The organism is Clostridiales bacterium (genome assembly GCA_014799665.1).
Lineage (GTDB): Bacteria > Bacillota > Clostridia > Christensenellales > Pumilibacteraceae > Anaerocaecibacter.
Map to the genome: position 1 here is coordinate 180266 of JAAVHP010000007.1, position 18653 is coordinate 198918.

An 18653-nucleotide genomic window follows, 5' to 3' on the forward strand; every position below is an offset into this window, starting at 1 on the left:
GTTATATAAATTTCGTCCCGTTTCGTCTTAAATCGATTGATTTTTTATTGTGTATATAGTATAATGTACGTAATACCATTATACACGGTAGTGCGGGTACATAACGTTGAAGTTCAAAAAACTGACCCTAATAGGGTTCAAATCCTTTGCGAACAAGCTCGAAGTCAAGTTCGGCGAAGGCATAACCGCGATCGTCGGTCCTAACGGTTGCGGCAAGAGTAACGTCGCGGACGCTGTGCGCTGGGTGCTTGGTGAGCAGTCGGCTAAGCTTTTGCGTGGCTCGAATATGCAGGACGTTATCTTTAACGGTACCGCCAAGCGCAAGGCTTTGTCGTATGCCGAGGTTTCGCTCACGTTCGACAACCATAACCGCTCGCTTTTCCCGTCGTACGACTACGAGGAAGTAGTCATTTCGCGTAAGCTGTTCCGCTCGGGCGAGAGCGAGTATTACCGCAACGGCAGTCTTTGCAGGCTCCGCGACATTTCGGAAATGCTGCGCGACGCAGGCTTCTCGGTCGAGGGCTATACCATAATCGGTCAGGGCAGGGTCATGGAGATAATCAACTCCAAGCCCGAGGACCGTCGCGCTATCTTCGAGGAAGCGGCGGGCATAACTAAGTACAAATACAAAAAGACCGAAGCCGAGCGCAAGAACGCGCGCACGCGCGACAACCTCGTTCGGCTAAACGATATTCTGAGTAACGATACCGAACGGCTCGCGCCGCTTGCGCGCCAAGCCGAAAAAACTCGTACCTACCGCGAGCTTAAAGAAAAGCTCAAACAGCACGAGATCAACCTGTATATGCACAGGTACGAAACGGCTTCCGAGACCAAGGACAAGCTCAGCGAGGTAATAGCCGGCATAGACGGCGAGATCGCCAAAAAGCAAGCCGAGTACGCGCAGGCGTCGAGCGACTATAACAGCGCAATGGCGGAGCTTCAAGCGATAGACGGCAACCTCGAAAAATACCGCGAGGAGCTTTTGGAGCTTTCCGTCGACAAAGAGAAGATCTCGGGCGAGATTCAGCTGTTAAAACAACAGCTCGAAAGCTATAACAATCAAAATCTCTCGTTGATGTCGACCAACTCGAACCTTAACGAGAATTACGCGAATATAACGGCAACTACCACCCAAAAGCAGGACGAGCTCAAACGCAAGACCGACGAGCTCGAACTTATTCTCCAAGAATACGACCGTATCAACGAGGAATACGCCGTTCTTGCCGACAAGGTAACCGCCGAGGAAGCCAAGATAAACGCCGCGCGCAAGGCGCTTCTCGACGCAATGGAACGCCGCGCCGCAGTCAACCGCAGTGTGGGCGAGCTTACCGCCGAACGCGCGGCGCTTGCCGAGCAGCTCGAAGAATTCGCTGCGCGCATAGATAATCTTACCGAGCGCATAAAGTTTGGCACGGACAGCTACAACGCTAAATCAGCCGAGCTTGACGGGCTTCAAAAGGAATGCGCCGAGCTTACTTCGCAAAAGGACGAAGCCGCCGCGCGCAATACGGCGTGCGCCGAGCGCATTAAAGTGCTTACGCCCGAACTGAGCCAGCAGAAGCAGGACTATTCGGCGCTCGTTTCGCGTAAAAAAGTGCTCGAAGATGTTCAAAAGGACGCGTACACGCACACCGTGCGCAAGCTTCTCGACGACGCCAAAACCAATCCGCGCATAGAAAAGGCGATTGTGGGCGTTGTCGGTCAAGTCATAACCGTAAAGGACGGGTTCGAGGCGGCTGTCGATATGGCGCTAGGCTCTGCCGTCAATAATATCGTGACCAAGAACGAGGATGACGCCAAGCTTCTCGTCGAGCATCTTAAAGCGAACAAGTACGGGCGCGCCACGTTCCTACCCATAACTAGCTTTAAGCCGCGCGCTATCGACGGTGCGCTCATGCCGCTTCTTAACCGCGCTGGGTGCTACGGCGTTGCGACCAATGCCGTGACGTATGACGAAGTGTTCGATCCCGTTATGCGCGGACTTCTCGGCGGCACCGTTATTGTCGATAACATGGATACTGCGGTCGAGCTTGCGCGCGACAGCAAGTACGGCTTCCGCATAGTCACGCTCGACGGCGATATCGTCACTACGCAGGGCGCGATCACGGGCGGTAGTAAAAAGTCCGACGTTACCAACGTTTTCTCGTACGAGCGCAATATTAAGGATATTACGGCGCAGATCGACGCGCTCAAAACCAAGATAGAAACAGACCAAGCCGAGCGCGACGCACTCGTTAAAGATAACGAAACGCTCACCAGGCGCGTGAGAGAGCTGTTAGAGGATATCCACGAGTACGAGCTCGCTATAACAGCCAAGACCGCCGAGCTGTCCGCGCTCGAAAACCAGCTTAACTCGCTCAAAGAGAGCAAGGCGGAGGACGAAGCGGCGCTCGCGCAAGCGAAGGAGCGGCTCGATAATATCGTCGCCGATCTCGACGCTGTGGAAAAGAAGCAGGACGATATTTCGGCTAACGCCAATACCGAGGAAAACGACGCCAAGACCCGCGCGTTCGAGGAACTGCGTATTAAGCGCGACGAACTGCGTAACGCGGTCATGGATAAGAATATTAGAAAAGTCGCGCTTACAAAGGACGTGGAAGCGCTAAAAGTCGACGTTTCGCGGCTTAAATCAGAAGCTGTTGCGATCGCTAAGCGCGTAGAGGATAATAATTTTATCATACTCGGCAACAACCGCAAAATGCAGGAACTTGACGACAAGATCAAGCACCTCGCCGAGAGCACTACGGACGGCAACGCTAAGCGGCGCGAGGAGATCCAAGCCAAGCTCGACGGTCTGTCGCAGTATAAAGCCGATCTCAACTTTAAGACGGTGGAAAGCGACAAGGCGCGGCTTGCGTGCAACGACGAGATTTCGCGGCTCACCGAGGGCAAGCACGAGCAGGAGATATTGCTCACGCAGGTGGACGTGAACATGAGCAATCTTCAAGAAAGCGTTTACACCGAGTACGGCATGGTATACGAAGATTGCTTGCCGTTCAAGGAAGAAAACTACGACGCCGAGAGCGGCGAGATCGAAATAGCCAAGATCAGGCGCAGAATACAAAACCTCGGCTCAATCAACGAGAACGCTATCGAGGAAGCGCAGGAGTTGTCGCAAAAGGTGGGCGCAATGTCCGTTCAGCGCGACGACATGATGAAAAGCCTCGCCGACGAGGAACGCATCATAAAAGAAATGTCCAACAATATGCTGCGCGACTTTAACGAGTGCTTCGAGAAAATTCGCGCTAACTTCCGCGAGCTGTTCTCTGAGCTGTTCAACGGCGGCACCGCCGACCTCGAACTTACCGAGAACGAGGATCCGCTTCTTCGCGGTGTGGAAATTAAAGCGCAGCCGCCGAGCAAGGTTTTACAATCGATAACGCTTTTGTCGGGCGGCGAAAAAACGCTCACGGCGATTGCGATACTGCTCGCTATCATGAAGCTTCGCCCCATGCCGTTCTGCTTGCTCGACGAGATAGAGGCAGCGCTCGACGACGCCAACGTAGGCAGGGTTGCGGCGGCGCTCAAAAAGTTTTCGAGCGATACCCAGCTTATTGCCATCACGCACAGAAAGCCGACTATGGAACAAGCCGACTGTCTGTACGGTGTTACTATGGAAGAAAAGGGCGTTTCGTCTATCGTTTCGGTACGGCTCGCCGACGCTATCAAGAACGCCGAAACCGTACCCGCCGAGGGCTAAACCGTTTAGATAAAGGTACTACCTATGGGATTTTTTTCTAAGATAAAAGAAGGGCTTAAACGCACTAAGGAAGCTATTGCGTACAAGCTCAATAAGCTTTTTACGGGCGGCGTGCTTACCGACGAGTTCTACGACGAGCTCGAAGACACGCTTATTACGTCCGATATCGGCGCGGAAACGACCGATACGATAATGGAAAGGTTAAAGGACGAGATCGACGCCAAGCACGTGCGCGATACGGCGACGGTGCGCGATATTTTAAAGAATATCCTCGTCGAGCTGCTCGAAGAAAACGAAAAGCCCGACTACGAGTATCCGCTCGTTATCATGCTTTCTGGCGTGAACGGCGTGGGTAAGACCACGGCTATCGGCAAGCTCGCCAAAAAGTTCAAATCGCAGGGCAAGTCGGTCACGATTGCCGCCGCAGATACATTCCGCGCCGCTGCCGCCGACCAGCTCTCCGTATGGGCGGACCGTGCGGGCGTGCGTATTATCAAGCATTCGGAAGGCGCAGACCCCGCCGCCGTCGTTTACGACGCTGCGCAGAGCGTTAAGAGCAAGAACGGCGACGTACTGCTTATAGATACCGCAGGGCGGCTTCATAACAAAAAGAACCTCATGGAGGAGCTGAAAAAGATTTCACGCGTTGTCGGTAGGGAATTGCCCGACGCGACCGTGCTTAATTATATCGTGCTCGACGCTACCACGGGACAGAACGCTATTTCTCAGGTCGATATTTTCAACGAGGCTATCGATATTGACGGTATTATTCTTACTAAGCTTGACGGCACGGCTAAGGGCGGCGTGGTGCTTGCCATAGCGGGCGAACTCGGCGTGCCCGTCGTGTACGTAGGCGTGGGCGAGGGTATCGACGATCTCGAGGACTTCGACGCCGAGGATTTCGTCAGCGGTATAATGGGCGACGAATAAGTAAGTTATTTTCCCTTCTTTCTTGTGAACAAGAAAGAAGCAAAGAAAACTTTAAGTTTAAAACAGTACGGTGTAAAAACCGTACTTTTTTGCATTAAAAAACCGATCGAGTAGATTAAAACTGTTCGGTCGGTGGTTTTTATTCGTCTTTAAGTCCAAGTAAATAATCAGCCGAACATCCAAAAAACTCCGCAAGATTACGTATATATGTTGCCTTTGGCTCGTTTACCTCTTGTTCCCAAAAAATGATTGCGCGTTTGTCGACTCCCACAGCGTCGGCAAGTTTTTTTTGGCTGATATTGCGCTCAGTTCTCATTTCTTTTATTCTTTGCCCGATAATCATATTAATATTATATGAGAAAACTCACTAAAACACATAAAAAGTGAAGAAATCTCATCAAAACGCTTGACATATGAAGAAAACTCACCTATACTATATTTAGATCGACAATATTTAACAATTGTCGACATAATTCTACGTCGATAATGCGGTCCGTATTAAATATAACGGCGTTGGATAAGGTGGTATTGTGGCGTTGCATAGAATAGAGTCTGTAAATATCAGGGGTGTGTTTGGGGACAAGTGGTTATTAAGGTTGCAGAAGAAAGCGTTTGGTTGGGTGTATTACGGTACGGAAACGGAAGATAACCCATATATTGATGCAAATAGTAGTGGAAAGGTTGAATTAAAGCACAAATACGTAGATTGGTTAGAGTTTCGCAGAAAAAGCCCGTTTACAGGTAATTTTTTATTTAAGCTTACCGAAGTGCTTTGCAATATTATATCGTTTTTCAGAAGACTTTTTTGCTCGTTTATAATACCGGCAATAGTCATTTGTCTTATTCTTGCCGCTGTCTTGGAAATGGATCAATTGTACAACGTTGCTACATATGTGGCAATAGCGTACTTCGGCGGTTTGTTTGCGCCGACTTTGATATTATCACTGCTTGGAGTATTATGGAGAAAGGTATTCAAAATCGATAAGCGTCTTAAAGCTTCGTTGCTTGCCGACGGATACTCCGACGATCTGACGGATTGCACAATGAAAGGGGAATAAAAAATCTTTGACTGTTTTTTTGCAGTCAGAGATTTTTTTTGTTAAAACAGTTGCAAAAATAAAATCTTTGTGCTATACTAACGGTGTAAAGTAAATTTATTTTACACCGTTATTTGTTTCTATGGCTAAGGACTTGGAAATAAGTAGGCTGTGCGACGCTTACGGCGCGCTACTGACCGACAATATGCTGCGCACGGTACGCGAGTATTACGATTACGATTTGTCGCTTGCCGAGATAGGCGAGGAATGCGGCGTTACGCGGCAGGCAGTGTTGAGTAGATTACAGCAAGCCGAAAAAAAGCTTCGCGAATACGAGCAAGCTATCGGTATAGTGCAAAAGACGGATAAGGTTATTTCCAGATTGCAGACCGTAGCGGACGGTATTCCCGACGGACAAGCAAAGACGGCGCTCGATAGCGTAATTACAGACTTAAAGGAGTGGCGGTACTGATGGGTTTATTTTCATCGCTTGCCGAAAAGCTCGGCAACGTATTTTCAAAGATTACCGCTCGCGGCAAGCTGACCGAGGGTGATATCAAGCAGGCAATGCGCGAGATTCGTATTGCGTTGCTCGAAGCCGACGTCAACTATGCCGTAGTTAAAGATTTCGTTTCTCGCGTGTCCGAAAAGGCTGTCGGCGAGCAGGTGTTAAAATCGCTCACGCCCGGACAGCAGGTCGTTAAAATAGTCAACGACGAGCTTATCGAGCTTATGGGTTCTACCAATTCCAAGCTCGAAGTTGCGCCCAAGCCGCCCACCGTAATTATGATGTGCGGACTTCAAGGCGCGGGCAAAACCACGTTCTGTGGCAAGCTCGGCACGTATCTTCAAAAGCAGGGCAAAAAGCCCATGTTCGCGGCGTGCGACGTGTACCGTCCCGCGGCTATCAATCAGCTTCAAGTAGTAGGTAAAAAAGTCAACGTCCCGGTGTTTGAGCAAGGCACGGGCAATCCCGTAAAGATCGCGGCAAACGCCGTGGAGCAGGCGATAAAGCTCGGTTACGATACCGTAATTATCGATACGGCGGGTCGGCTTCATATCAACGAACAGCTCATGAACGAGCTTAAAGATATCAAGGCTAAGACCAACCCGACCGAAATTTTGCTCACGGTCGACGCAATGACAGGTCAGGACGCCGTAAACGTTGCCAAGACCTTTAACGAAGAACTCGATATTACGGGCGTAATTCTTACAAAGCTCGACGGCGATACTCGCGGCGGTGCGGCGCTGTCTATTCGTTCGGTAACGGGCAAGCCGATCAAGTTCTGCGGCACGGGCGAAAAGCCGACCGACATCGAGCCGTTCTATCCCGACCGTATGGCGTCGCGTATACTTGGCATGGGCGACGTGCTCACGCTTATCGAAAAGGCGCAAGAGGCCGTTACCGAGGAAGAGCTCAAAAAGATGGAAAAGCGTATGCGCGAGAACAAGTTTACGCTCGAAGACTTCCTCACGCAGTTCAAGTCGCTTGCCAAGATGGGCGATATAAACGAAGTAGTCGCAATGATCCCCGGCATGAACAAAGCCAACGTCGATTCCAAGCAGATAGACGAGCGCATTAACAAGTATAAATCGATCATCCTCTCCATGACGCCGTACGAGCGCACCCATCCCGAAGTTATCAAGTCGTCGCGGCGTAAACGCATTGCCGCGGGCAGCGGAACGAGCGTTCAGGAAGTAAACGCGCTTCTTAAACAGTACGACCAAACCAAAGAGATGATGAAGATGGCGAGCTCGGGCAAGATGCCGCAAATGCAACAAAAAATAATTCGTCAGAAAAGGCGTTTTAGATAACAATAAAAACCTATTTTAAGGAGAAAACATATCATGGTTAAAATCAGACTTACACGCTTGGGCGATCACAAATCCCCCTTCTACCGTATAATCGTTGCCGACGCGCGTTCGCCGCGTGACGGCAGGTTTATCGAAGTGCTCGGCACGTACGATCCGCACCTCGAAGACGGGCTTAAAGTCGACGTAGAAAAGTCCAAGCAGTGGATCAAGAACGGCGCTCAGCCTACCGATACCGTTCGCGCATTGCTCGTTAAGGCGGGCGCGCTCGAAAAGGGCAAGTCTACCCAGAAAACCAAGGTAGAGAAGAAGAAAAAGGCTGAATAATTAACATGACCGAATTAGTAAAATACATCGTTACTGCGCTTGTTGACGATAAGGAGCAGGTATCGGTTACCGAGGACGGCGACGTGGTCGTAGTCAAGGTAGCAAAGGACGATATCGGCAAGATTATCGGCAAGCAGGGCAGGATAATCAAATCAATCCGCTCGGTTGTTAAAGCCGCGTCGGGTAAGCTCGGCAAGAACTATTCTGTCGAGATCGACGAAGATTGATTACCGTAGGACAAATAAGTAAACCGCAAGGCGTGCGCGGCGAGGTTAAGGTCAGAGCAATGACCGACGACCCGTCGCGCTTTAGCGTGCTTAAAAGCGTGTTCGTCGGCAATACGCCCATGCGTATCCAATCGGTGCGCGTTTCCGGCGCGGACGTGTTTATAAAGCTTGTCGGCGTGGATGATCGTAACGCTGCCGAGAAGCTTCGCGGCGAGTTCGTTAAAATCGAGCGCGCGGTTGCCGTTCCGCTCGATGACGGCGAGTTCTTTATTGCCGATCTACTGAGTGCGAAGCTCGTCGCGGTAAAGGGCGAGCAAAAAACGCTTATCGGTGTAGTTAAAAATATTCAGTCGTTCGGTGCGGCGGACGTGTTCACGGTAGCGCTCGAAAACGGCGGCGAAATGACTTTTGCGTTCGTAAAAGCGCTTAACGCGGCGTTTAACGAGCAAACGCATGAACTCGAAGTTGATGGCGACAGGCTGAGCGAAGTGGCGGTGTACGATGAGGATTAGAGTGCTTACGCTTTTTCCCGATATGTTCGCTTGCCTTAACGACAGCATAATGGGTCGGGCTATAAAGAAGGGTATTATCGATTTTAAAGCCGTGGATATTCGAGCCTATTCCGCCGAGAAGCACGGCAAGTGCGACGACACGCCGTACGGCGGCGGTGCGGGCATGGTAATGACTCCGCAGCCTATTTACGACTGCATTCAAGCGGTCGACCCCGATCACGAGTATTTGCGAATCTATATGTCACCCAAAGGTCAAACGCTCAGCGATAAGGTCAGCCGCGAGCTTGCGACGCATAACGATTTGCTTTTGCTGTGCGGTCATTACGAGGGGATCGATCAGCGTATAATCGATCTTTGTATCGACCGCGAGATCTCGATCGGCGATTACGTGTTGTCGGGAGGCGAGCTTGCGGCGATGGTCGTTATAGACAGCGCGATGCGGTTTGTGGACGGCGTGCTGGGAAGTAGCGAGTCGTATGCCGACGAGAGCTTTTCGGACGGTATGCTCGAATATCCGCACTACACGCGCCCGCTCGAGTTCATGGGGCTTAAAGTTCCCGAAGTTTTGCTTAATGGCAACCATAAGGAAATAGCTAAGTTTCGCAAGGTCGAAAGCGAAAAGATTACGGCGGCGCGCAGACCCGATCTTTTGAAAAGATCTGGCGAGGGGGTGAACGGTGGAAATTAACTGGTTTCCCGGGCACATGGCTAAATCAACGCGCGAGATCGAGGCGAGTCTATCCGCCGCCGATTGCGCGGTGTACGTGCTCGACAGCCGCGCGGTTCGGTCGTGCTTTAACCCTAATTTCGATAAGATGATAACCGTACCCATTGTCTACTTATTAAATAAGACGGACACCGTCGAACAGTCGGTCGTTGACGAGTGGGTAAGCAAGCTGGAAGGTAACGGCAATATCGCATTGCCGATAGAAGGCACGAGCAGCACTTGCCGAAAAAAAGTGCTGTTCGCCATAAAAAAAGCGTGCGTAAAAACTCTCGAACGCCAGCGTTCGCGCGGGCTTAACGAGCACGTTCGCGCCGTGGTTCTCGGCGTGCCCAATACAGGCAAGTCGACCGTAATAAACAGTCTGTGCGGCAAGGCGCGGCTCGTGACGGGCAATCGCGCGGGCGTTACGCGTACGGCGCAGTGGACGCGTGTTGATAATTCGCTTGATATTCTCGATACGCCGGGTACTTTGTATCCTAAGATCACCGATAGGCGCGTGGGCGAAAACCTTGCTATCATAGGAAGCATTAAGGACGAAGTTCTAGACCCGACAGAGCTTGCGATTGCGCTTATTTCGCGGCTGAACGCGATCGATGAGAGTATTTTGAGCAAGCGTTACGGCTCTGTCGTGGAAGCGGACGGCGGGCTCGAAACGGTAGCGAAAGCGCGCGGGTTCAAGGCGCGCGGCGGTGAGTTCGACGTAGACCGCGCGGCAGTCGCGCTTTTGGACGACTACCGAAAAGGCAGGCTCGGGAAAATAGCGTTGGAGCGGGCTAATGACTGAAAAAAAGATAAGGCTTACGCCGCTCGAAAAAGTATCGCGGCTTATAGAGTTCGATAAAGCGTTCGGTGCGTTAAGGCTCGCGGGCGTGGACGAGGCGGGGCGCGGTCCGCTTGCGGGACCTGTGTCCGTTTGCGCGTGCGTCATGCCGCTCGATACGCCCATTCTCGGCATTGACGACAGTAAAAGGCTAAGCGAGAAGAAACGCGAAGAACTGTTCGAAAAAATCACGGCGGTTGCCGATTACTGCGTAGTGCTTATCGATAGACAGACTATCGACGAGATCAATATCCTCGAAGCTACAAAGCTCGGCATGAAGCGCGCTATCGAGGGACTGAAAACACCGCCCGATCTTGCGCTTATCGACGCGGTAAAAAACCTCGATATTGCGGTCAAGTACGAGCCTATCGTTAAGGCGGACGCCAAGAGCTATTCCGTTGCCGCCGCTTCGATCATTGCCAAGGTAACGCGTGATAGGCTTATGCGCGAGCTCGATATTAAATATCCGCAGTACGGCTTTTCTAGCAATAAAGGGTACGGCACGGCGGAGCACATAGCGGCGTTAAAAAATACGGGCGCGTGCCCCGAGCACCGCTTGACTTTTATTAAAAATTTCGTAAACGTAGGTTAAACGACGATTAATAATGTTCGGCAGACAGCGTAAAAAACGAATAAACGCGCGAGGGAAGGCGGGCGAGGACCTCGCCGTCAAGTATCTCGAAACGCACGGATACAGGGTGCTCGACCGCAATTACACCACCGATATAGGCGAGGTGGATATTTTCATTACCGACGAGCATACGTTAATTGCCGTCGAGGTCAAGTCGCGGCTGTCGCTCGAATACGGCACTCCTGCCGAAGCGGTAGGGCACGAAAAGGTCAAAAAGATTTCGCAGGTCACTTCGCAGTACGTTAAGCAGTTTCGATTATTCGGCGTGCCTATCCGCTACGACATAGTGGAAGTGTATCTTAACGATAAAACGGTCAATCACATTGTAAACGCCTTCGATAGTTATTTGAATTATTAATAATCGAGTAAAACTTGGATAAGGTAGCTGTTTATTACAAAACAGTTGCTTTTTTTATGCTACGGTGATATAATAAAATTGATGGAATTCGAACTTCCCGCCATTGCGCCGCGCGTAGTAGCTACCGTAGGCGACTTCAATATAACCGAAACAATGCTGTCGACCTGCATTGTAACGGTCGCGCTGATCGTCTTTGCGGCAGTCGTGCGTATATTCTTTATTCCGCGCTGGAATAAGGATTTTAAGCATATTTCGGCGTTTAGAATGTTCTTTGAATGGGTAGTTGGAATTTTCGACGGCAACGCCGAAGAAATGACCGAGAAATATTCGTACCCCGTGGGTTCGCTTTATTTCGGCTGTTCGGCGTTTATCATGTTTGGAATACTGATAGAGCTTTTGGGTTTGCGGTCGCCGATGTCGGATCTTAACTGTAATCTCGTACTCGGTCTTATCACGTTCTTTACGGTATTGATATTCGGGTTTATCAAAAACAAGAGCAGGCGACTGTTGCATTACGCCGCGGTTATTCCGTTGATCACCGATTGTATCGTTCCGTTTTCAATGGCGTTAAGGTTATTCGGCAGTGTGTATTCGGGATATTTGATTATGGATCTCGTGTATCAAACGGCGCTCAGAAATATTCTGCCCGTTATTCTCGAACCGGTATTTACGCTGTTCCATGCTTTAATTCAGTCATTTATATTCATGTTCCTGTCAATGAATTTCGTAAACGAAGCTATCGAATAGCTGGGAGGTAATTATGCAATCTTTTATCACAACGATCTTGCCCGTATTAACGTTTTTGGGCGCAGAGGGCATGACGGCGCTTGCCGCAGGCTTGGCGTCTATCGCGTGCGTAGGCGCGGCTATCGGCATGGGTATTTCCACCTGGAAAGCCGTGGAGAGCATGGCGCGCCAGCCCGAGGCGGCTAAGCAGATCCGTTCGTCGCTCATAATCGGTCTTGCGTTCTGCGAAACTACGGCGTTATACGGTTTGCTTATTGCTATCATGCTGATAGTTATGTAATCGGTTTATCAGTTATGACGACTTTTTTAAGCGCTAATCTTCTCGAAGTATTCGGGCTCGACTGGAAGTCGATGCTCTTTTACCTCGTCAACTTTATTTTGTTGATAGGGGCGTTAGTCGGATTGGTATATATTCCCGTCAGGAAAATGCTCAGGGCAAAGCGAAAAAGCCTTGACGACGTTTATCAAGAGAACGAAAAGCTGAAAGCCGAGACCGAATCGGTCAAAGCCGAGTACGAAAAGATCACCGCCGACGCAAAGGCGGAGAGCGCCAGGGCAGCTGCCGAGGTCGCGCTTGCCGCGCAGGAAAAGGCGGACGCCATTATCGACGAGGCACAACAAAAGGCTAACGCTATCGTAGACGGCGCAAAGAAGGAAGCGGCTATGCAGTCGGCGCAATTAAAGGGCGAGTACCGTGAGAGCGTGAATACTCTTGCAGTTCAGGTCGCGGAAAAGCTTTTGGAGCGCGAGATAACCGAGAAGGACAACGCCGATCTTATCGAGCAGGTTTTGTCTGATTGGGAGGATAACTGATGGCTCGCGTTATTGAGGTAACCTCGGCTGTCGAGCTTAACCCTTCGCAAATCAAAAAGATAGAAAAGGTTTTTTCGGCTAAGCACAAGCCCGAAAAGGTCGAGTTTGTCTATAAAATAGACAGGGATATTTTGGGCGGTTTGCTCGTCGTAGACGGCGAAGACTATTATGACGGCACTATGCGCTCGCAGCTCGGCACTCTTAACTCGCAGCTTCACGCAGAGGAAGCCGCAGCGCCCCCTAAGCGCAGGCGAGGACAAAAGCGCGCCGACGATGAGGACGTCGCGTCCGATATAATCAAGTCGACCGATAAGCTTTTAGCGCGCACGGTCGGCGATTTCAAAAAAACGTTTGACGTTCGTCCCGCAGGCAGTATCGAGTTTTGCGGCGACGGCGTTATCATGTGCAGCGGGCTTGCTTCCGCCGAGTACGGCGAAATGCTCGAAGTCGAGAACGGCGTTCAGGCTATCGTTTTGAGCCTTACGGACGGCAACGTGGGCGCGATCGTGCTCGACGACGAGGACAAGGTAAGCGCGCGTATGCTCGTAAAGTCTACGGGCATGATAGTTTCGGTGCCTGTCGGCGAGCAATTGCTCGGGCGCGTAGTTAATCCGCTCGGCAAACCGATCGACGGTGCGGGCGATATTACGACCGAAAAGTTTCGTCCCATAGAAAGTCCCGCGCCGGCTATCAAGGATCGCGACAAGGTGAATACGCCTATGCAAACGGGCATACTCGCGATTGATTCCATGATACCGATAGGCAAGGGTCAGCGCGAGCTCATTATAGGCGATAGGCAAACGGGTAAAACCTCGATCGCTGTCGATACCATTCTTAACCAAAAAGGCAAGAACGTAATTTGCGTTTACGTTGCTATCGGGCAAAAATCGTCTACCGTGTCGAGCATAGTAAACACGCTCAACGAACACGGCGCAATGGACTATACCGTTATCGTCAGCGCGACTGCACGCGACAGCCCGCCGTTACAGTATATTGCGCCGTACGCAGGTTGCGCCATTGCGGAAGAATTTATGTATGCGGGGCGCGACGTTCTTATCGTTTACGACGATCTGTCCAAGCACGCAGTGGCGTACCGCGCCATGAGCCTGCTTCTTAAACGCCCGCCGGGACGGGAAGCTTACCCCGGGGATATTTTCTATCTGCATTCGCGGTTGTTGGAGCGCGCGGCTAAGCTTAGCGGCGAGCTCGGCGGGGGATCGATCACGGCGCTCCCCATAGTCGAAACGCAGGCGGGCGACATATCGGCGTATATCCCTACAAATATCATATCCATAACCGACGGTCAAATTTACCTTGAAAGCGATCTCTTTAACGCGGACGTCCGTCCTGCCATAAACGTAGGACTTTCGGTGTCGCGCGTGGGCGGCAGTGCGCAGACCAAGGCTATGCGAAAGGTGTCGGGAAAATTAAGGCTCGATCTTTCGCAATACCGCGAGCTCGCTGTGTTTGCGCGGTTCGGCGCGGACCTCGACCAATCGACTACGGCAATGCTCGAACAGGGCAAGCGCACGACCGAGATAATCAAGCAAGACGTACATTCTCCCATGAGCGTGGAGAATCAAATCGTGCTTCTCTATGTGACTACCAAAGAATTGTTAAACGATATACCCGTAAACCGCATAGGCGAGTTTAAGGATCGGTTTGTAAAGTTCTTTGAAATGAACTATTTCGAGATAGTAAAAGAGCTTCAAGCGGGTAAAGAGCTTTCCATGGATATGTGTATAGCGATCGAGGACGCCGTTCGCGAGTTTGAACTGTTCTTTTTGAGCGACGGAGAGAAATGAGCAATCTTTCTGAGATAAAACGAAAAATAGCGTCCGTCAAGCAAACCAAAAAGATAACAGGCGCAATGCAAACGGTTTCGGTATCCAAGCTTCATAAGGCGACCGAGCTGTACGCAAACGCCCAAGCCTATTTCGCCGAATTGGACGAAGTAATGTCTATGCTTATCGGCAGCCCTGCGGCAAGGAGTTTGAGCGTAAAACCGAACGGGAATAAGCTCGTTATAGTGATCACGTCGGACCGCGGACTGTGCGGAAGCTTCGACGACGATATACTCAAATTTGCCGACAGCGTTATTTCTAGCGACGATATAGTAATGCCTGTCGGTTCATTCGGCGACGAGCATTACAGGTCTCGACCCAATACCGATCTAAGCTTTATACATTCTTATTCGGCGTCGTACGGCGTGGCGCGGAAGATGGCAAGCAATATACTCGAAAGATACGGCAATGATATTAACTCGGTCAGTATCGTATTCGCAAAATCTGTATCGGGCGCGCAACAGCCGATCGAGCTCGATATCTTGCCGTTAGAGAGCACATCGCGTGAAGATGTGGAAGTAGATTGTTTCGAGCCGTCGGTCGATGCTGTATTTCAAACGCTTTTACCGTTGTACGTTGCGGGGAAGATATATGACGCGCTATGCGAAATGAATATCGCCGAGCACAGCGCGCGGCAGTCGGCTATGTCTACCGCGACCGACAGTGCGGATAAGGTAATATCTGCGTTATCGTTGGAGTACAACCAGGCGCGGCAATCGGCTATAACCGAGCAAATAGTCGAGATCATAGGCGCGACTTCTGCGCTCGGCAAACAAGGAAACGGTCAATGAGAAAAGACTACAATATGGGAATAGTATCCGTCGTTCTCGGTCCCGTCGTGGACGTTAAGTTCAACGTGAAGCTCCCTAAAATCTATGAAAAAATCGTCGTAGACACACACGACATGATAGCGTCGAGCTCGGTCAATACATCCGCCGCCGACGGGTTTATCGTGCTCGAAGTTATGAGCCATATCCCGCCGTCCACGGCTCGGTGTATCGCGCTCGAACCGACAGAGGGTATCGCTCGCGGCATGAAGGCGTATGGGACGGGGCATCCTATTTCGGTGCCCGTCGGCACGAGCGTTTTGGGTCGCGTTATGAACGTTCTCGGCGACCCGATCGACGGCAAGGGCGAGATCAAGTCAGAGACGCACCGCTCCATTCACAGAAAAGCCCCCGAGTTTTACGAACAGAAATCGGGCGCACAGGTCATAGAAACGGGTATTAAGGTAATAGATCTTATCGCGCCGTACCAGCGCGGCGGCAAAATCGGTTTGTTCGGCGGTGCGGGCGTAGGAAAGACCGTGCTCATTATGGAGCTTATCCACAACGTTGCGACCAAGCACGGCGGATATTCGATTTTTACGGGCGTGGGCGAACGCAGCCGCGAGGGTTACGAAATGATTTGCGACATGACCGAGAGCGGAGTTCTCGATAAAACGGCGCTTGTTTTCGGGCAAATGAACGAGCCGCCCGGCTCGCGTATGCGCACCGCCATGACGGGGCTCGCCGTCGCCGAGTATTTCCGCGACGAAATGAATAAAGACGTTCTTTTGTTTATAGATAACATTTACCGCTACATTCAGGCGGGATCCGAGGTGTCCGCGCTGCTCGGCAGGCTTCCGTCGGCGGTTGGCTATCAGCCGACGCTCGCAACCGAGCTGGGCGCGCTCGAAGAACGTATCGCAACGACCAAGAACGGCTCTATTACTTCCATTCAGGCGGTGTACGTGCCCGCTGACGATTTGACCGATCCCGCGCCCGCCGCTATATTTACGCATTTGGATGCGACGACGGTGCTCAGCCGCAAGATAGTCGAGCAGGGCATTTATCCCGCGGTCGATCCTTTGCAGTCTACGAGCCGTATGCTCGAAAAAACGATCGTCGGCGCTAAGCATTACGACGTGGCGCGCGGCGTGCAGGCGACCTTGCAGCGCTACGAGGATTTGAGCGATATTATTTCCATACTCGGCATGGACGAGCTGAGCGAGGAGGATAAGGCAATCGTATATCGTGCGCGCAAGCTTCAACGCTTTTTCTCGCAGCCGTTGTTCGTCGCAAAGAATTATACGGGAATGGACGGACGGTTCGTGCCGCTCAAAACTACGCTCGAATGTTTCGACGCGATACTCAAAGGCGAAGCTGATAAATATCCCGAGTCGGCGTTCTATATGGTCGGCGATCTCGACGAAGTAAAGGAAAAGGCTAACGATTGAGCACGTTCGATCTTAAAATCGTCACGCCAAAAAGTGACTTTTATAACGGCGAGATAGAATATTTATCGTTCAATACCACAGACGGGAGCGTCGGCTTTATGCGCGGCGCGCTGCCGCGAATTACCGTCGTTAAAGAGGGTAAGCTCGTTATCAAGTCCCAAACCGTCAACGAAACATTTTATTGCGGCGACGGCATTGTCCGCGTTAAAAACGACGGCATAACGGTTATCGTTTCGTACTGCTCGAAGGACGGACCAATGGTTTTGAACGATGACGAGGCTTTTGGAAACGGCAAGAAAGGTTTTAGCGAAAAGGACTATAAATATCTTAAAGCCAGACTGGTTTCTACGATCAGAGATATTAAATAAAAAGACGGGCGGGAGTGACGAATACCGTTTGAACCGCATACATAAATTATGTTATGCAAACGGTAGTCAGCTTGTCGCGTATGCGGCATAATATCAGGAAGTTTCGCGCCGCGACCCGCAACGCGTTTTGCGCGGTCGTTAAGGCGGACGCGTACGGTCACGGCGTGGCGGTGTGCAAGTATATAGAGCCGCTCGTCGATTGTTTTATGGTCGCTACGGCGGACGAAGCGGTTACGCTTTTGGCGCTTACCGATAAGCCCGTATTGGTGCTCGGCGGCGATATTGCGCCGTTTACGCGCGTTTACGAGCCGCAAATCGTGCCTACGGTGTGCGACGTGCAGCAGCTCACCGCTATTCTCGGCGCGGGATACAAGCGTTTTTCGGTCGCGATCAACACGGGCATGAACAGGCTCGGCGCCGACGAATACAGGCTAAACGAAATAGTCGCGGAGTGCAAAAGCCGTGATATTATGCCGTGGTCGGTATACTCGCACTTGTACGGCGGCATATCGTCCGCGACCTTGCAAGCGTCGGAATTCGAGCGGCTCACCGTCGAGCCGATTCTGAGAAAAAATCGGCATTTGTATTCGTCGTGTGCGCTAGATCTACCGGGATTCGATATGTTCGATATGACGCGCGGCGGGATAGCCATGTACGGCTACGGCAAGGGCATGGAACAGGTAATGAAGGTTCGCGCCAAGATTGTGAGCGTTTCGCGCGTGAGTAAAGGCGAGCACGTTGGGTACGGTGATTACGTTCTAGACCGCGACACTACGGTCGCGACCGTCAGGTGCGGATATGCCGACGGGCTTAGGCGGTGCGATAAGCAGTTATACTTAAAGGTGCGCGGCATTAAGTGTCCGGTTATCGGTCAGCCGTGCATGGATCTGACTATGATAGACGTAACGAATACGCTTTGCCGCGTGGGCGAGTATGCCTACCTTATAGCCGATAAGGACGATGCGGAGTATCTTGCCAAGTGTTACGGAACGATAGTTTATGAGGTGTTGACGGGCTTTAATGGACGGAACGAAAGATTTTACATATAGCGATAAAGCGGCGGTGCGAAGCGAGCTTCTTCGTATCCGCGCCGAAATAACGGACAAGCTTTTAAAGTCGACAGAGATCGCACGGCGGGCATTGACGCTTGTGCGCGGAAACGTTATGACCTATATTTCCATCGACTCTGAGGTCGATACCGTCTACCTCAACGACGAGCTGTTAAAGCGAGGCGATATTGTTTTATTTGCGCCGTATACAGTGAATGGAAAAATTCTGCCGCGGCGCGTAAAAAGGTTTGATAAACCCGATAAGTACGGAAATATGCCGAGCGACTGTTATTTTGCTTCGTGTAAAATTAAGGGTATTTTTCTCGATTATTGTATAACTCCGCTCGTCGGTTTTAACGACGGCGGCTACCGCATAGGATACGGTAAGGGGTGCTACGACAAATTCTTTTGCGATTTTTCGGCACGGAAGGTCGGTTTGGCGTTCGAGAGCCAGCACGCAAATTTTTCAGAGCAGGCGCACGATATACCCCTCGATTGTTGCGTTACCGAACAAAAGGTGATATACTTTTAGT

At 51.1% G+C, this 18653-nt stretch carries 22 protein-coding genes; 21 read left to right on the forward strand and 1 reads right to left on the reverse strand.

All coding sequences use genetic code 11. The annotated features are described in order from the left end of the window. Positions 1 to 106: 106 nt before the first annotated feature. The gene (smc, locus tag HDT28_03435) at positions 107 to 3700 is read left to right on the forward strand and encodes a chromosome segregation protein SMC (GenBank protein MBD5131629.1); all 3594 of its coding nucleotides are present in this window, start codon (positions 107 to 109) and stop codon (positions 3698 to 3700) included. A 24-nt stretch (positions 3701 to 3724) separates the two neighbouring features. Then, positions 3725 to 4630, forward strand: coding sequence for a signal recognition particle-docking protein FtsY (ftsY, locus tag HDT28_03440; protein MBD5131630.1), 906 nt, complete (start codon positions 3725 to 3727; stop codon positions 4628 to 4630). Positions 4631 to 4769: 139 nt separating this feature from the next. Here ftsY and HDT28_03445 read toward each other — a convergent pair whose 3' ends face one another. Continuing rightward, a complete protein-coding gene (locus tag HDT28_03445; protein MBD5131631.1) occupies positions 4770 to 4973 on the reverse strand; it encodes a helix-turn-helix transcriptional regulator in 204 nt (67 codons plus the stop codon). Positions 4974 to 5160: 187 nt separating this feature from the next. Between HDT28_03445 and HDT28_03450 the strand changes: the two genes are divergently transcribed. The 19 genes from HDT28_03450 to HDT28_03540 all read left to right on the forward strand — a co-directional run bounded on the left by HDT28_03450 (position 5161) and on the right by HDT28_03540 (position 18652). After that, positions 5161 to 5688 carry a hypothetical protein gene (locus HDT28_03450; protein ID MBD5131632.1) on the forward strand — a complete coding sequence of 176 codons (528 nt, stop codon included), beginning with the start codon at positions 5161 to 5163 and terminating at the stop codon, positions 5686 to 5688. Between the two features lie 121 nt (positions 5689 to 5809). Further along, entirely contained in the window at positions 5810 to 6139 is a 330-nt protein-coding gene (locus tag HDT28_03455; GenBank protein ID MBD5131633.1) for a DNA-binding protein, read from the forward strand. After that, positions 6139 to 7482 carry a signal recognition particle protein gene (ffh, locus tag HDT28_03460; GenBank protein ID MBD5131634.1) on the forward strand — a complete coding sequence of 448 codons (1344 nt, stop codon included), beginning with the start codon at positions 6139 to 6141 and terminating at the stop codon, positions 7480 to 7482. The genes HDT28_03455 and ffh overlap by 1 nt, the downstream gene beginning before the upstream one ends. Before the next feature lie 30 nt (positions 7483 to 7512). Beyond that, on the forward strand, positions 7513 to 7806 hold the full coding sequence (gene rpsP, locus HDT28_03465; GenBank protein ID MBD5131635.1) for a 30S ribosomal protein S16: 294 nt from the start codon (positions 7513 to 7515) through the stop codon (positions 7804 to 7806). Positions 7807 to 7811: 5 nt separating this feature from the next. Continuing rightward, positions 7812 to 8033 carry a KH domain-containing protein gene (locus HDT28_03470; GenBank protein ID MBD5131636.1) on the forward strand — a complete coding sequence of 74 codons (222 nt, stop codon included), beginning with the start codon at positions 7812 to 7814 and terminating at the stop codon, positions 8031 to 8033. After that, a complete protein-coding gene (rimM, locus tag HDT28_03475; protein ID MBD5131637.1) occupies positions 8030 to 8545 on the forward strand; it encodes a 16S rRNA processing protein RimM in 516 nt (171 codons plus the stop codon). Before HDT28_03470 ends, rimM begins: the two co-directional genes overlap by 4 nt. Beyond that, complete coding sequence (gene trmD, locus HDT28_03480) at positions 8535 to 9233, forward strand: tRNA (guanosine(37)-N1)-methyltransferase TrmD (protein ID MBD5131638.1); 699 nt, start codon at positions 8535 to 8537, stop codon at positions 9231 to 9233. Before rimM ends, trmD begins: the two co-directional genes overlap by 11 nt. Next, a complete protein-coding gene (gene ylqF, locus HDT28_03485; GenBank protein ID MBD5131639.1) occupies positions 9223 to 10056 on the forward strand; it encodes a ribosome biogenesis GTPase YlqF in 834 nt (277 codons plus the stop codon). The genes trmD and ylqF overlap by 11 nt, the downstream gene beginning before the upstream one ends. After that, positions 10049 to 10684: a ribonuclease HII gene (locus tag HDT28_03490; protein ID MBD5131640.1), complete on the forward strand. Its 636-nt coding sequence runs from the start codon at positions 10049 to 10051 to the stop codon at positions 10682 to 10684. Before ylqF ends, HDT28_03490 begins: the two co-directional genes overlap by 8 nt. A 13-nt stretch (positions 10685 to 10697) precedes the next feature. After that, complete coding sequence (locus tag HDT28_03495; GenBank protein MBD5131641.1) at positions 10698 to 11081, forward strand: YraN family protein; 384 nt, start codon at positions 10698 to 10700, stop codon at positions 11079 to 11081. An 81-nt stretch (positions 11082 to 11162) separates the two neighbouring features. Further along, positions 11163 to 11828, forward strand: coding sequence for a F0F1 ATP synthase subunit A (locus tag HDT28_03500; protein ID MBD5131642.1), 666 nt, complete (start codon positions 11163 to 11165; stop codon positions 11826 to 11828). A gap of 70 nt (positions 11829 to 11898) precedes the next feature. Further along, a complete protein-coding gene (gene atpE, locus HDT28_03505) occupies positions 11899 to 12108 on the forward strand; it encodes an ATP synthase F0 subunit C (GenBank protein ID MBD5131643.1) in 210 nt (69 codons plus the stop codon). Positions 12109 to 12122: 14 nt separating this feature from the next. Further along, positions 12123 to 12641 (forward strand): ATP synthase F0 subunit B, encoded by a 519-nt coding sequence (locus tag HDT28_03510; protein MBD5131644.1) that lies wholly within the window; start codon positions 12123 to 12125, stop codon positions 12639 to 12641. Beyond that, positions 12641 to 14446: a F0F1 ATP synthase subunit alpha gene (locus HDT28_03515; GenBank protein MBD5131645.1), complete on the forward strand. Its 1806-nt coding sequence runs from the start codon at positions 12641 to 12643 to the stop codon at positions 14444 to 14446. The genes HDT28_03510 and HDT28_03515 overlap by 1 nt, the downstream gene beginning before the upstream one ends. After that, positions 14443 to 15276: an ATP synthase F1 subunit gamma gene (gene atpG / locus HDT28_03520; GenBank protein MBD5131646.1), complete on the forward strand. Its 834-nt coding sequence runs from the start codon at positions 14443 to 14445 to the stop codon at positions 15274 to 15276. The genes HDT28_03515 and atpG overlap by 4 nt, the downstream gene beginning before the upstream one ends. After that, positions 15273 to 16703 (forward strand): F0F1 ATP synthase subunit beta, encoded by a 1431-nt coding sequence (atpD, locus tag HDT28_03525; protein ID MBD5131647.1) that lies wholly within the window; start codon positions 15273 to 15275, stop codon positions 16701 to 16703. Before atpG ends, atpD begins: the two co-directional genes overlap by 4 nt. After that, positions 16700 to 17071 carry a F0F1 ATP synthase subunit epsilon gene (locus HDT28_03530; protein MBD5131648.1) on the forward strand — a complete coding sequence of 124 codons (372 nt, stop codon included), beginning with the start codon at positions 16700 to 16702 and terminating at the stop codon, positions 17069 to 17071. Before atpD ends, HDT28_03530 begins: the two co-directional genes overlap by 4 nt. Positions 17072 to 17124: 53 nt before the next feature. After that, complete coding sequence (gene alr, locus HDT28_03535; protein ID MBD5131649.1) at positions 17125 to 18120, forward strand: alanine racemase; 996 nt, start codon at positions 17125 to 17127, stop codon at positions 18118 to 18120. Continuing rightward, complete coding sequence (locus HDT28_03540; protein MBD5131650.1) at positions 18092 to 18652, forward strand: 5-formyltetrahydrofolate cyclo-ligase; 561 nt, start codon at positions 18092 to 18094, stop codon at positions 18650 to 18652. The genes alr and HDT28_03540 overlap by 29 nt, the downstream gene beginning before the upstream one ends. The last annotated feature ends 1 nt before the right edge of the window (position 18653 follow it).